The sequence below is a fragment of the Curtobacterium sp. CFBP9011 genome (genome assembly GCF_034045095.1).
In the GTDB taxonomy this organism is placed as follows: domain Bacteria; phylum Actinomycetota; class Actinomycetes; order Actinomycetales; family Microbacteriaceae; genus Curtobacterium.
Map to the genome: position 1 here is coordinate 46,426 of NZ_JAXCWN010000006.1, position 13,631 is coordinate 60,056.

At 69.6% G+C, this 13,631-nt stretch carries 16 protein-coding genes and 1 tRNA gene; 11 read left to right on the forward strand and 6 right to left on the reverse strand.

Annotation, left to right across the window (positions count from 1 at the left end; translation table 11 throughout):
• Positions 1–72 precede the first annotated feature (72 nt).
• The 8 genes from SOM35_RS13130 (at position 73) to SOM35_RS13165 (ending at position 5,774) form a co-directional block, all read left to right on the forward strand.
• The gene (locus tag SOM35_RS13130) at positions 73–807 is read left to right on the forward strand and encodes a hypothetical protein (RefSeq protein ID WP_320515744.1); all 735 of its coding nucleotides are present in this window, start codon (positions 73–75) and stop codon (positions 805–807) included.
• Between the two features lie 16 nt (positions 808–823).
• Complete coding sequence (locus tag SOM35_RS13135; RefSeq protein WP_320515745.1) at positions 824–1,282, forward strand: hypothetical protein; 459 nt, start codon at positions 824–826, stop codon at positions 1,280–1,282.
• Positions 1,283–1,348: 66 nt separating this feature from the next.
• Positions 1,349–2,125 (forward strand): M15 family metallopeptidase domain-containing protein, encoded by a 777-nt coding sequence (locus SOM35_RS13140; RefSeq protein WP_320515746.1) that lies wholly within the window; start codon positions 1,349–1,351, stop codon positions 2,123–2,125.
• Positions 2,125–2,490, forward strand: coding sequence for a hypothetical protein (locus SOM35_RS13145; protein WP_320515747.1), 366 nt, complete (start codon positions 2,125–2,127; stop codon positions 2,488–2,490). The genes SOM35_RS13140 and SOM35_RS13145 overlap by 1 nt, the downstream gene beginning before the upstream one ends.
• Complete coding sequence (locus tag SOM35_RS13150; protein WP_320515748.1) at positions 2,487–2,996, forward strand: hypothetical protein; 510 nt, start codon at positions 2,487–2,489, stop codon at positions 2,994–2,996. The genes SOM35_RS13145 and SOM35_RS13150 overlap by 4 nt, the downstream gene beginning before the upstream one ends.
• Complete coding sequence (locus SOM35_RS13155) at positions 2,993–3,364, forward strand: hypothetical protein (RefSeq protein ID WP_320515749.1); 372 nt, start codon at positions 2,993–2,995, stop codon at positions 3,362–3,364. Before SOM35_RS13150 ends, SOM35_RS13155 begins: the two co-directional genes overlap by 4 nt.
• 56 nt (positions 3,365–3,420) lie before the next feature.
• Positions 3,421–4,692 carry a hypothetical protein gene (locus tag SOM35_RS13160; RefSeq protein ID WP_320515750.1) on the forward strand — a complete coding sequence of 424 codons (1,272 nt, stop codon included), beginning with the start codon at positions 3,421–3,423 and terminating at the stop codon, positions 4,690–4,692.
• On the forward strand, positions 4,692–5,774 hold the full coding sequence (locus SOM35_RS13165) for an IPT/TIG domain-containing protein (RefSeq protein ID WP_320515751.1): 1,083 nt from the start codon (positions 4,692–4,694) through the stop codon (positions 5,772–5,774). Before SOM35_RS13160 ends, SOM35_RS13165 begins: the two co-directional genes overlap by 1 nt.
• Before the next feature lies 1 nt (position 5,775).
• Here the strand turns inward: SOM35_RS13165 and SOM35_RS13170 are convergent, their stop codons facing one another.
• From SOM35_RS13170 to SOM35_RS13195, 6 genes are all read right to left on the reverse strand, one after another.
• Positions 5,776–5,967: a hypothetical protein gene (locus SOM35_RS13170; RefSeq protein WP_320515752.1), complete on the reverse strand. Its 192-nt coding sequence runs from the start codon at positions 5,965–5,967 to the stop codon at positions 5,776–5,778.
• Between the two features lie 86 nt (positions 5,968–6,053).
• A complete protein-coding gene (locus SOM35_RS13175; RefSeq protein WP_320515753.1) occupies positions 6,054–6,329 on the reverse strand; it encodes a hypothetical protein in 276 nt (91 codons plus the stop codon).
• Positions 6,330–6,357: 28 nt separating this feature from the next.
• Positions 6,358–6,840 (reverse strand): hypothetical protein, encoded by a 483-nt coding sequence (locus SOM35_RS13180; protein WP_320515754.1) that lies wholly within the window; start codon positions 6,838–6,840, stop codon positions 6,358–6,360.
• 158 nt (positions 6,841–6,998) lie between these two features.
• Positions 6,999–7,071: transfer RNA gene (locus tag SOM35_RS13185), tRNA-Arg, on the reverse strand.
• 108 nt (positions 7,072–7,179) lie between these two features.
• Positions 7,180–7,965: a dienelactone hydrolase family protein gene (locus SOM35_RS13190; RefSeq protein ID WP_320515755.1), complete on the reverse strand. Its 786-nt coding sequence runs from the start codon at positions 7,963–7,965 to the stop codon at positions 7,180–7,182.
• Between the two features lie 77 nt (positions 7,966–8,042).
• Positions 8,043–9,464: a glucose-6-phosphate dehydrogenase gene (locus SOM35_RS13195; RefSeq protein WP_320515756.1), complete on the reverse strand. Its 1,422-nt coding sequence runs from the start codon at positions 9,462–9,464 to the stop codon at positions 8,043–8,045.
• Between the two features lie 103 nt (positions 9,465–9,567).
• Between SOM35_RS13195 and SOM35_RS13200 the strand changes: the two genes are divergently transcribed.
• From SOM35_RS13200 to SOM35_RS13210, 3 genes are read left to right on the forward strand one after another with little or no spacing between them, the layout of a single operon-like run.
• Entirely contained in the window at positions 9,568–10,785 is a 1,218-nt protein-coding gene (locus tag SOM35_RS13200; protein WP_320515757.1) for a Gfo/Idh/MocA family protein, read from the forward strand.
• Positions 10,782–11,705, forward strand: coding sequence for a sugar phosphate isomerase/epimerase family protein (locus tag SOM35_RS13205; RefSeq protein ID WP_290158409.1), 924 nt, complete (start codon positions 10,782–10,784; stop codon positions 11,703–11,705). Before SOM35_RS13200 ends, SOM35_RS13205 begins: the two co-directional genes overlap by 4 nt.
• A 55-nt stretch (positions 11,706–11,760) precedes the next feature.
• The gene (locus tag SOM35_RS13210; protein ID WP_320515758.1) at positions 11,761–13,575 is read left to right on the forward strand and encodes a thiamine pyrophosphate-requiring protein; all 1,815 of its coding nucleotides are present in this window, start codon (positions 11,761–11,763) and stop codon (positions 13,573–13,575) included.
• The last annotated feature ends 56 nt before the right edge of the window (positions 13,576–13,631 follow it).

Sequence of the window (13,631 nt, forward strand, 5' to 3'; positions counted from 1 at the left end):
ATCGACAACCCCTTCGGGAGCGTACTGGAAGAGATTTATCGCAGGCTAGCGCAGCTCGAGTCGCGAACCACAATGTCGGACTCCGCAATTTCTGGCGGCCGGACACGGTTCGTCGGCGAGGACTCGTTCCTCATCCAAGGGAGCGGCAGCGTGACGGGCAAGCTGACGATCGACGGCCTCGAAATCGTCGACGGGGAGCTCCGCATCAGCGGCACGCTGAACGTCTCCGGCGACTCCCACCTCTCGGGCCCGACCAAGGTCACCGGGAAGATGGACATCGACGGCCCGACGACGATCACCGGCGACACCAGCGTCACGGGCGACTTCCACCTCGAGGGCACATCCACGCTGGACGGTCCGACGACGATCAGCGGCCGGCTGCGCATCACCGGGGACACGTCCCTCGAGGGCGCGTTCCACGTGACCGGCGCCACCGTCATCGACGGGAAGCTGACGATCAACGGTGACACGACCCTGTCGGGCGACCTGACGGTCGATGACAGCGGTCACATCCGGGTCGGCGACATGACGATCGGTAGGTCCGGCGGCCGCGGGAAGGTCGACTTCGGGACGGGCGAGCTCGCCTCCGACGGCACGAAGGTCGCCCTGCAGTCCGGAGCAGCCCTCGTCGGCGTCGGCGGCGGGATCGCACAGCTCACAGTCGGCGGCAACGGCTTCCGAGTCGACGGCGGCGGCATCCGCATCGGCGACCTGCCTCTGACCGACCAGCCCTCGAACCTCTACATCGACAGCAACAACAAGCTGTGGCGAACCACCGCGACCAGCGGTGGCGGCATCAGCGCCTGATCCCGGAAGGATCCTGATGCCTACCGTCACCGGCACGCTCCGCGACTTCAAGCTCGACACCCTCAACTCGCTGTCGCCGCGCATCATCTTCACCGCGTCTGAGGCAGCGGTGACGACGAACGCGATCCTCTCGACGCGTCCGATCGTCGTCATCCCGAACGCGGCCGGCGGGTTCACCGTCGAGCTACAGTCCACCGAATCGGTTCAGCCCCTCGTGTTCTACCGCATTCGCGTCGAGTGGCTTGAGTCCGATGGCGGCTACGTCGGCGTCGACTTCCTCGACTGGCCGCTGTTCGTACCGGCTGAGGGCGGTTCGATCGGTGACTTGGTGCGCACACCGGCGAATCCGGCGCAGGTGTGGGTGAGTCTCACGCCGCCACCGTCACCTGTCACGCCAGGCACGTGGTGGTTGGAGTCGAACCCCTACGACCCCGACGACCCCCGCAACACGAACTACCTCTACGAGTGGGACTGACCCGCCGCCCCGCACCTCATCCGAGCCGTCCTTCCGGGGGCGGCTCTCGTCGTTGAAGGAGGCCCCGTGGCCTGGTTCCCCATCGGACCGTCGTCGTACCCGGACCTGTTCGGGCAGATGCAGTTCGTCAACTCCGAGCGGATCGCGCAGCAGTGGCTGTCGCTGACCCGCGACTTCGCTGCCCGGTTCGGGCAGAACGGCGACCGGCTCACCCCGAATGAGGGCCGCCGCACCAAGGAACGCTGCGAGTACCTGTACGCGAAGTACCTCCGCGACGGATACCCCGTCGCCGCGGCCCTCTACCTGTCCCGGCACTACGAGGGCACGCACGGCAACGCGATCGACGCCGGCGTGACCATGGCGAACGGCCGGAACCGGGCCCTGACCGCGGAGGAGTTCGCGTGGCTGCACGAGCAGTGCGAGCTCCGCGGCTTCACCTGGACCGGTCGCAACTTCGGCGAGCCCTGGCACATCGAAGGCGCAACCCGTACCGAGCACTTTCCGCCCTACCCGGGCATCACCGTCGAGAACGCAGTTCTCAGTCCCGAGGAGGACGACATGAACAACGAGCAGGACGCACGACTCAAGCGGCTCGAGGGCACGGTCGACAGGCTTACCGACCTCGTCTCCGGCCTCCACAGCATGGTCAGCGACGACAAGCGCGGCATCAGCACCCGAGTGGCCGCAACGCTGAAGAACACCGACTACCTCGTCAAGGAGTTCACCAACCCGAAGCGCGGCGTCATCACCCGCCTGCAGGAGCTCCTGGGCCGGGTGACGACCACCGAGAAGCAGGTCGTCCCCGAGGGCAGCCGCTACGTGCAGCCGAAGGCAGGTGCCTGATGGGCGACCATGAGAAGGCCCCGAAGCTCGACGTCGAGAGCATCTGGTTCCGCGGACAGCGTGTCCTCCGGACGCTGCTGACGACGGCGCTGACCGTGCTGCCGCTGATCCCGCAGGTCGTGCAGATCGTGCAGGGGCAGTGGCCGGCGGCGACCGGCCTCACTGCCGTCGCCGTGCAGGCTCTCGCGATCAACTCGGCGCTGACCGCGATCATCGCGATCCCGACCGTGAACAAGGCGTTGACCCACATCGGCTTCGGTTCCGTCCCGCGGGCGGCGGCGAAGCGCACGGCGATCGCGAAGCAGGTGGGTGATAGCTCGCCGCCGCAGATCACCGACGGCTCCGACCAGGTGCTGCCGCGGTGACCGTACGTAGCCGCCGCCTCCGCAGCGCTGTCGGCCGAGCGTGGGGGGAGAACGTCGACTACGAGCCGCACCCGTCGCTGTACGTGACGCTGACGGTGAAGTACGCGTTCCTCGCCCTCTACGGCGTCCTGACCGCGGTGTTCGGCATCACTACCGTCGCCGTCACCCTCGGCCGGGCGTGGTCCGTTGGGATCCCGGCGATCATCATCCTCGCGTCGGTCGGTTCGATCGTCGGCGTGCAGGTGTCCCGCCGGTACCGGGAGCGGCGAGCGTCACGGCACCCGCTGCCGGAGCGGGTGCTGCTGGTCGAGATCCTGTCCGAGTACGTGCTCATCCTGAGCCTGTTCGCCTACTCGGTTTCGATCATCGTCCGCACTCACGCCGACGGGGACTGGGAACGCCTCGCGTACGCCGTCCTCCCGATGGCAGTGTCCGTCGTCCCGTTCTACCGAGCGCTGCACCTCTCGGAGCGCGAGGAGGCACCCCGGCCGGAGGAGCGCACGTGAGCGACGCCGTACTGATCGCCCTGATCACCGCTGGCGGTGGTTCCGTCGGCGCCGTCCTGCTGTTCATCCAGCGGCGGCTGCCCCCGCGTCCCGCGTCGGCACGTGACGTCGCGATCACCGAGGTGTGGACCGAGCTCCGCGCCGTCCGCGAAGACCTCGACCAGATGATCCGCGAACGCGACGCCGAGCACGTGATGGTCATGATCCTCACCGACTCGAACGACGCGCTCACCGCCGCCATCGAGCGGACGAAGCCGCCGATCGTGTTCACCGAGATCGAGCAGCAGAAGATCGAACGCGCTCGGGTCGCTCGTCAGGCCCGCGATGACAGCGCCTGGCCGACCGGCGCGCGACCGACCCCCGCATGAACACCCCGCCTCGGGCGGACTGAGCAGCCCCACCGGGGGCGGAGTGGAGCACACGCATGGTGTGGAAGAGGAAGGCCGACCTCACTGGTACGGCCGGAACCGATGGAGCGGCGGGCCCGCGTGGAGCGGAGGGTGCTCCCGGCACCGACGTCATCCTCGACCAGGGCATCTCGTTCGCTGTGCGAGACGCTGCGGGCTACGCGTCGTGGATCGCGAACGACTCGTCCGGCGGCATGCCCCCGCATTCCGCCCGCGAGGTGGCCGCGAAGGCGGGTCCGCTCATGGCGAGCGGAATTGGCTTCGCAGCCGACCCTCGGCTCGCTCAGATCGGCATCAGCGCGGGGCTCGTCGATGAGAACGGCTACGTCGCTGCCGGGGCTCAGTGGGACCTGAAGGGCGACCCGACCGCGGCGATGATCGCGCGCATCGCGACGCTCATCGGCAACCAGGCCGTCCAGGCTGCAGGCGTACCCGGGCTGTCCACGAAGGGCGACTCGATCACGCAAGGCAACCAGGACGGGAGCGGCGTCACGTGGCCGCAGATCGCGTCCGACATCCTCGGCGTCGCGCTGTGGAATCCGAGCGTTTCCGGTGAAGCGTCCGGTGACATCGCGATCCGGGCGGGCGCGCTCACCCCGCAGGTGTCCCTCCCCGGCGACGTGATCCCCGCGACGACGACCCCGGTGACCCTCACCGCCATCAACCCGGCTGACGGGTACCGAACGCTCAGCGACGGCAACGCGACGGGCCTCGGCGTGTTCCCCGGCGTCCTCTGCGGCGTCGCTGGCACGCTCGCGCACCTCACCGACGGCAGCAACTCGTGGACGTTCACCCCGAAGACGGCCCGCTCGGTGTCGACTCCCTGCCCACCCGGGTCGCGGTTCTACTCGCAGGACGGGAAGGCGCATCGCAACGACGTGTCGGTGTTCTGGCCGGGCCGCAACAACCCGAACGCATCCCAGGTGCTGCGCGACATGGCGACGATGGTCGCGTTCCAGGGTGTCTCGCCGCGGTTCCTCGTCCTCGGGGTCCTGAACAACTCAGCCGAGATCAAGGGCACCGCCGGCTACAACAACATCCTGAGCCTGAACGCGCAGATCGGGGCGACCTACCCGAGCAGCTACTTCGACATGCGGTCGTGGCTCGTGCAGAACGGCCTGAGTGCCGCCGGGCTCACGGCCACGGCGCAGGACACCGCGGACATCGCCAACGACGTCGTCCCGACCTCCCTGCGCTTCGACGCCACTCACCCGAACCGCTTCGGGTACCTCGCGATCGGCGCCAAGGTCGCCGACCTCATTAAGCAGAAAGGCTGGGCTACCCGCTGATGGTCAGTTTCGGACGAGCAATCACGGTCCCCTCGGGGGCCGACTATTCCGGTCTCGGCACGCAGCTCAAGAGCGACGAGCTCGAGACGCGCGGCAGCCTGCTGCTGGTCGAGCCCGGGCACCCCGTGTTCCCGTGGGCCGCCGGGGTGCCCGTGTCCGGCTCGGCGATGCCGAACGCCGTCGACACCTCCGCCCGGGCGATCCTCGGAAGCAGCACCGCTCCGGTCTTCACCTTCCAGGGGCTGAACGGCGTCTCCGGCAAGGTCGAGCGAACCTCGAAGGGTGCGCTGCACGGCATCGTGTCGCCGATCGCGACGACTCCCGGCAGCGCCACCATCGAGCTGCCGCCGGCGCTGATGGCGTACCTGATCGCCAACCCGACCCACAGCTACTACTACTCGCTGTGGGACCGGCAGACGCGCCTCGGCGCCGACCCGCAGCCGCAGCGTGTGATCGTCGGTCAGGCCGACAGCATCAAGCAGCACATGTCGGCGTACAAGTCCGGCATGCGGCCCAGCGCAGGCTGGGGCACCCGCATCAACGCCGCGAACGAGACCGCGAGTGCCCTCGGGACCGGCCGCCACGCGATCTCCGTGAACGGGTGGTACTCGAGCGCACCCGCCGCGAACGATCCGATCGAGGGCCGCGTGAAGTGGGGCGGCATCGGCTACTTCAACTCGGGGACGGCGGGCAGCAACTTGCCGAGCTTCGCCCTCTACCGCCTCTACATCGAGGACCTCACGGTGTCCGGGCGGACACACGCGCAGGTGTCCGCCCTCGACGACGCCATGTTCACCAACGCGTTCGCGCTCGGTGGCCGGTACGCGAACGACGTGATCGCGCCGGTACCGTCGTCGGTCTCGCCGGCGGCCGCGACGTCTGGTGCGACGATGACGATCACGGGAACGGGCTTCACCGGCGTGACCGCGGTCAACATCGGCGGTCTCCCCGCGACGAACGTCACCGTCGTCAGCGACACTCAGGTGACGTGCACGGTCCCGTCCGGCAGCGCTGGGATCGCGTCGATCGTCATGCAGGCCGGGTCGCGGTCCTCGGACTCGTTCCCGTACACCCGCGGCTGACTCAGACGGCCCAGGCGGTCTGGAACGCGGTCGAGCACTTCTCGTCGTCGCAGAGGAGGGCCTTCCGGTCAGCGATCCACTCGCCCTCGGCAGGGTCCACTTCACGGTGACACTCGAAGCAGGAGGTCGCGTCAGCGGGACGGTCGTTCCGGTGGGCGAGCCACCGTGCGAAGCGAGCGATCGGCGTCTGCATGCGCCGGACACTACGTGACGATCAGTCAGAACAACAAGACCCCCCTTCGGGTTCCTTCGGGAGCTCGGAGGGGGGTCTTTCGTCGTTCACCGGCGCGGCTTCAGCGTCCGCGGGGTCACCCGTCCTCGCTCGAGCCACACCCGGTGCGCGAACCCCATGTGGACGAACTGCACGAGCACCCGGTCATCGGTCGCCGCGTCCACGAAACCGGGGACCCGCTGCCAGCCAGTCCGGGTGAACTCGACCTCGACGTGGACGGGCGAGTGGTTGACCCACTCGGACCACTCGACACCATCGATGCCGATCGGCTGGTCCTCGGGCGGGTCCGGATGCTCGGGCGGGGACCACTGGTACTGCGGCATGCGGTGATGGTGCCGCGGGCCGCCGACATCAGCCGAGGGTGAGAGCGATACCGCTCTTGAGCTGCGCGGCGGTGTAGGTCTGCTCGCCGCGGTTCGTGTTGCCGATGTGCACGGAGTAGAACTTCATTCCGGCCGGGACGTCGGCAACGGTGAAGGGGTACTCGCAGACCGACTGGTAGAACGCGGATCCGGACGGTCCATTCTGCAGACCGCCCTCGTCGAGCTCGCCGACGGCGACGGTCTCACCGGAACCGTCCGCGACGACGACCTGCGCGCCGCCGTCGATGTCCGAGTAGCCACCCTTGGGGATGCACGGGTTGCCGATCGTCGGCTTGCCGTTCTGCAGGGGCAGGGACGCGCTGATGTCCATCGGGACGGAGATCGTGCCGGTCGCGGAGAACGGCTTCGGCGTCGGGGTCGGCTTCGCAGCTGGCGTCGCGGCGCAGGCGGTGAGCGCGAAGCCGGCGAGTGCGAGCGCGGCGGCGGCGGTGAGTGTTCGGCGGGACACCATGCGGTCATCATCCCCCCGCAGTGCGGATGGTGACCAGCCCTCATTCTGGTGTCGGTGGATGGAACGACGAACGCCCCGCGGCCGATGGCTACGGGGCGTTCCTTGATTCTGGGCTACCCCTGGGCTACACCTGGGGCTACACCTAGACGGTACTTCTGTGCGCTCGAAGGGACTCGAACCCCCAACCTTCTGATCCGTAGTCAGATGCTCTATCCATTGAGCTACGAGCGCAGTGGCCCTTGCGAGCCGTGGAAGACTCTACAACAGCTCCGGGCGCAGCGCCAATCGAGCGCCCACGCATGCCGCACCCGGCGTGTCGCCGAGCACGGCACGCGGTGCTCAGGCGACCGTCGGCTCCTGGTCGAACACCTCGGCGAGGAACACCTGCAGCGCCTGCCACGAGCGACGGTCGGCACGCTCCTGGTACTGCGCGCCGTGGTCCGGTGCGTCGGTGCCCGGGACGGCGAAGGCGTGCATGGCGTCCGCGTAGGTGACGACCTGCCAGTCGACGTGCGACACCCCACGCATCTCGTCCTGCCACGCGTGCACGGCCTCGTCCGGCACGACCGGGTCGGCGCCGCCAGTGAGGACCAGGAGCTTCGCGCGGATCTGGTCCGCGTCCGAGGGGTCGTGCGCGATGAGTCCGCCGTGGAACGAGACCGCTCCGACCAGGTCGGCACCCGTGCGGGCGAGTTCGAGCGCACCCGAGCCGCCGAAGCAGTAGCCCATCACGACGACCTTCGACGCGTCGACGTCCGGGTCAGCGAGCAGGCGGTCGAGTCCGGCGCGCAGGCGGGTGCGGAACAGGGCGTTGTCGCCGTAGAAACGACCGGCCACCTCGGCGGCGGTGTCGTCACCCGGGCGGATGCCAGCACCGTAGACGTCGGCGCCGAAGGCCACGTAGCCCAGGCGCGCGAGCATCGTCACGCGTGCCTCGACGTGCTCGTTCACCCCGTGCCAGTCGTGGATGACGAGGACGGCGGGGCGCGGACCGGCGACGGCCGTGTCCTTCGCCAGGACCCCTTCGAGGTCGGTGCCCTCGGAGTCGTAGTGGACGGTCTCGACACGGATGTCGGCACCGGCGGGTTCGGGAACGGTCTGCAGGACGTCGTCTGTCGTGGTCACGTCTCCGAACGCTACGCCTGCCCCGCTACGAGACACCGCGACGAGGCGGCGTCACGAGACACCGCGACGAGGCAGCGTCACGAGTCGACGTTGTCCCAGTCCTCCGGCCCACCCGACCCGGCCGCGTACTCGTCGAGCGGGGCCTCGCCGGAACGCCAGAGCTGCAGGAACGGCTCGACGACCTTCCACCCCTGCACGGCGCTGTCGCCACGGACGGACAGGGTCGCGTCGCCCTCGAGCACCCCGGCGAGCACCTCCCCGTAGGCACTGAGCCGGCCGGGGTTGAACGTCACCTCGAGCGCGGTGTGGTCGATCGTGTACGGGTCGCCCGGGCCGTTGACGTTGAGTTCGAGCTGCATCTCGTCCGGTGCGATCCAGATGCACAGACGGTCCGGCTTGTGCGCCCCGGTCAGGCCGTCGGGCACGTGCGGCGAGTCCTTGAACGTGATGAGGATCTCGCGGCGCTGCTTGCCGAGCGCCTTGCCGGAGCGCAGGGTGAACGGCACCCCGGCCCAGCGCCAGTTGGCGACCTCGAGCTTCAGCTGCGCCAGGGTCTCGGTGCCGAGCGACGGGTCCACCCCGTCCTCGTCGACGTACGACGGCATCGAGCGGTCCCCCACCGTGCCGGCCGTGTAGCGGGCGCGCTTGCCCGCCGTCAGCGGGTCCCCGCCCCAGGGGCGGACCGCGCGGAGGACGAGCTCCTTCTGTGTCCGCAGGTCCTCGGCGTCGATCGACGCGGGCGCCTCCATGGCGACGACCGCCATCACCTGCAGCAGGTGGCTCTGGATCATGTCGACCAGGGCGCCGGCCTTGTCGTAGTAGCGGGCACGTCCCTCCAGTCCGAGGGTCTCGTCGTAGACGATGTCGACGCGCTCGACGTGCTGGGAGGACAGCAGGGGTTCGATGATGCGGTTCGCGAAGCGCAGGCCGAGCAGGTTGAGCACCGTGGAGCGACCGAGGAAGTGGTCGACGCGGTGGATCCGCGACTCCGGCAGGAACGAGTGCAGCAGGTCGTTGAGGTGCTCGGCGCTCGCGGCGTCGGTGCCGAACGGCTTCTCGAGGGCGAGTCGCGTGTGCTCGGGGAGGTCCATCTTCGCCAGCTGCTGGCAGCTCTTCTCGGTCACCGCGGGCGGCAGGGCGAAGTAGATCGCCGGGTCGAAGTGGCAGTCGCCGAGCAGCGTCTTCAGGTCGTCCGGGGACGTGACGTCGGCCTTGCGGTACGACGATCCGTCGACCACGGCCTGGAGGCGCGGGGACAGTGCCGTCTCGCCGGTCGCGCCCTCGTCCTCCTCGTTCTTCGACGCCTGTGCGTTCTCGAACGCCTCGTGCACGAGCTGCTTCCACTCGGCGTCCGAGAGGTCCTCGACACCGGCGCCGACGAGCTGGATCTCCCAGTCCTCCTTGACGTCGAGGAGCGTCGCGAGGCCGGGCAGCAACAGCCGCTTGGACAGGTCGCCGCTGGCTCCGAGGATGAGCAGTGTGGTCTGGAGGCTCGCCATGCCCCAGACCGTACTCACCGGATCCCGAACGGGTCCGGTCCTCGGCGCTACGGTGGTGGCGGTGTCGACGCGCGGGAGCGTCGACACGGCGCGAGGGAGCACCATGACGACAGAGGGCAACGTCCACGCACCCGGTGTGGGGCAGCAGCTGGCCGGTCCACCACGGGCGACGACACCGCGGGGTGCGCGACTCCGCGTCGCCGTCGTCGGCACGGGCATGATCGCCGCCGTGCACGTCCGGGCTGCGCGTGCCGCCGGTGCCGACGTGGTGGGGGTCCTCGGCCGGAACCGGGAGCGTTCCGAGCAGGTCGCCGAGCAGCTGGGCCTCGAGCACGGGTACGCCGACCTGGACGCGGTGATCGCCGACCGCCCGGACGTCGTGCACATCTGCACGCCCAACGACCAGCACCACCCGCAGGCCCTCGCGGTGATCCGCGCCGGCATCAACGTCGTGTGCGAGAAGCCCCTCGCGGTGTCGGCTGAGCAGGCCGACGAGCTCGAACGTGCCGCCGCCGAGGCCGGGGTCGTGGCGACCGTGCCCTTCGTCTACCGGTACCACCCGATGGTCCGCGAGATCCGCTCCCGCATCGCCGACGGGCAGCTCGGTCGGGTGCTCGCCGTGCACGGCCACTACCTGCAGGACTGGATGCTCGACTCCGACGCGTCCTCGTGGCGGGTCGACTCCGGCGCGGGCGGGCAGTCGCGGGCCTTCGCGGACATCGGCTCGCACTGGTGTGACCTGGTCGAGTTCGTCACCGGTGAGCAGTTCGACTCGGTCAGCGCCGTCACCGACATCGTGTACCCGACCCGTCCGGCAGCGTCGGGCCCCTCGTTCTCCGGTACCCCCGACCCGGACCCGATCGCCGACGCCGGCGAGCGCGCCGAGGTCACCACCGAGGACACCGCGGTCGCGACCTTCCGCACCGGCAGCGGCCGGATCGGCAACGTCGTCATCTCGCAGGTCTCGGCCGGCCGGAAGAACCGCCTGTGGTTCGAGGTGGACGGCATGCTCGGCTCCGCGGCCTTCGACCAGGAGCAGCCCGAGTCCGCCTGGTTCGGCAACGAGACCGGAGCGCAGATCGTCGTCCGCGACCCGTCCCAGGGCTCCCCCGACCAGCGGCGTCTGGCGGTCGTGCCGTCCGGTCATCCGCAGGGCTACGTCGACGCGTTCGCCGCGTTCGTCGCCGACACCTACACGGCCGTCACGACCGGCAGCGCGCCGGAGGGTCTGCCGACCTTCACGGACGGCGCCCGGTCGGCACGCATCATCGACAGCGTGGTCGCCAGTGCCGGCGACCGCGCCTGGAGGGAGATCCGATGAAGCTCGGGATGTTGACGGCCTGTCTGCCGGGGTGGGACCTCGGCCGCATCGCGGACTTCGCGAGCGGTCAGGGCTACGAGCGGCTCGAGGTCGCCGTCTGGCCCGGCACCGGCGGCCGCGACTTCGAGGCGGCGCACCTGCCCGTGGCGACCCTCACCGACGAGGACGTCCAGTCCACGCGGGAGCTGCTCGACCGCACCGGGCTCGAGATCTCCGCGCTGGCGTACTACGAGAACAACCTGCACCAGGACCCGGCCCGGCGCGACGAGGTCCACACGCACCTCAAGCACGCGGTCGACGCCGCGCAGCGCCTCGGGGTCCCCTACGTCGGCACGTTCATCGGCCGCGACAACACCAAGAGCGTCCGCGAGAACATGGTCGAGGGCGACCGGGTCCTGCCCGAGCTGCTCGACTACGCCGGGGAGCGCGGGGTCCGCCTGATCATCGAGAACTGCGTCATGGAGGGCTGGCACCCGGACGGGTACCCGGGCAACATCGCGTACTCGCCGGAGCTCTGGGAGTGGGTCACCGGGCTCGGCTTCGGCCTGAACTGGGACCCGTCGCACCTGACGTGGATCGGCATCGACCCGGTCGAGACGATCCTGCCGTTCGCCGAGCACATCGTGCACGCGCAGGCGAAGGACCTCGAGCTGTTCCCGGAGCAGCGGAACCGGTACGGCTTCTTCGGCAAGGTCGACAAGGGCGACGACCCGTGGGACATGGGCTGGTGGCGGTTCCGCGTACCCGGGCGCGGGGTGGTCGACTGGCCGCACGTGGTCGACCGGCTGTACGAGGCCGGCTTCGACGGCACACTGAGCGTCGAGCACGAGGACCCGCTCTGGGGCGGGGAGGACGACAAGGTGCTGGAGGGCCTCCGCATCGCCCACCGGACGCTCCGGCCGCTCATCGCGGTCGAGTGAGTCCGGACCCCGCGGTGCTGGGAATCCTGAGGAGGCTCCGGAGCACCCTGGTCGCATGAGCCAGAACGTCAGCGAATTCGTCCTCGACCGCATCAAGGCATGGGGCGTCACGCGCGTCTACGGCTACCCGGGTGACGGCATCGGCGAGTTCGACGGCGCGCTCGGCAAGGCCGACCGTGCCGGCGAGGGCGTCGAGTACATCCGCCCGACGCACGAGGAGATCGCGGCGCTGATGGCGACCGCGCACGCGAAGTTCACCGGCGAGGTCGGCGTCTGCATCGCCACGTCGAGCCCCGGCGCCTTCCACATGCTCAACGGCCTGTACGACGCGCAGATGGACAACCAGCCGGTCGTGGCGATCGTCGGACAGCAGGGCCTGGCAGCCGTCGGGACGTTCACGCAGCAGGAGTCGAACCTGGAGCGCGTCTTCGCCGACGTCGCCTGCTACGTGCAGACCATCACGACGCCGGACGCCGCGGGGGTCGTCCTCGACACCGCGTTCCGCACCGCGATGCTCCGGAAGCAGCCGGCCGTGGTCGTGCTCCCCCACGACGTGCAGGCCATGCCCTGGTCGGAGCCCGGCGCGGAGCACTGGGTCTCGCGGTCGAGCGACGTCCCGGCCTCGACCCGGATCACGCCGCCGGCCGAGGACATCCGGAAGATGGCGGACATCATCAACGCCGGCGAGAAGGTCACCTTCCTGGTCGGCGCCGGAGCACGCGGTGCCACCGACCAGGTGCTCGCCGCGGCGGGGAAGGCCGGCGCCGGGATCATCACCGCGCTGCGCGGCAAGGACGTCGTGCCCTCCGACGTGCCCTTCCACACGCAGCAGGTCGGTCTGCTCGGGTCGCGCCCGAGCCTGACCCAGATCAAGGAGTGCGACACGATCGTGCTCCTCGGGACGAACTACCCCTACGGCGAGTACCTGCCGAAGGTCGGGCAGGCCCGCGGCATCCAGGTCGACATCAAGCCCGAGCAGCTGGGCCTGCGGTACCCGAACGAACTCAACATGTGGGGCGACGTCGGTGCGACGCTCGACGCCCTGCTGCCGCTGCTCGAGCAGAAGGACGACCTCGGCTGGCAGGAGCAGCTCGCCGAGGAGATGCGTGAGTGGGAGGCCGAGATGGGCCGCCAGGCCGAGGTCGCGTACAGCGACGGGGTCAACCCGCGTCGGGTCGTCCGCGCGGTGAACGACCGGCTGCCCGAGGGCGTCACCGTCACCTGCGACGCCGGCACCACGGCGGACTGGTACGGCCACCACATCCGGCTGCGCCGCGGCATGCACGGCGACATGTCCGGCCGGCTGGCGACGATGCTCGCGGCGATGCCGTACGCCGTCACGGCGAAGTTCGCGTTCCCGGACCGGCCGGCGGTGTGCACGATCGGCGACGGCGCCTTCCAGATGCTCGGCATGAACGAGCTCATCACCGTGAAGAAGTACATGGACCGCTGGCAGGACAAGCAGCTGGTCATCGTCGTCATGCACAACGACGACCTGGGACAGGTCTCGTGGGAGATGCGCACCGAGGACGGCAACCCGATGTGGCGCGGCTCGCAGGACGTCGAGACGATGGACTACGCCGGGTACGCCGAACTGCTCGGCTTCCAGGGCATCGCGGTGCACAGCGACGACGAGGTGGACGCCGCCGTCGAGCGTGCCTTCGCGCACCAGGGCGTCACGCTCATCGACGCCTACGTCAGCCGGAGCGTCCCGCCGCTGCCGCCGCACATCACCGCCGAGTACGCGATGAACACCGCGAAGAGCCTGCTCAAGGGCGACCCGGTGGAGTTCGACGTCGTCAAGGACTCCGCGAAGGCGATGGCCGCCGAGGTCGTCGAGCGGGCGAAGGGTGCGTTCGGCCGCGACTGACCGGGCCCGTGGGGCGGCGGTGTCACGGCCAGTTGAACATCATGTGACGCCGTCGC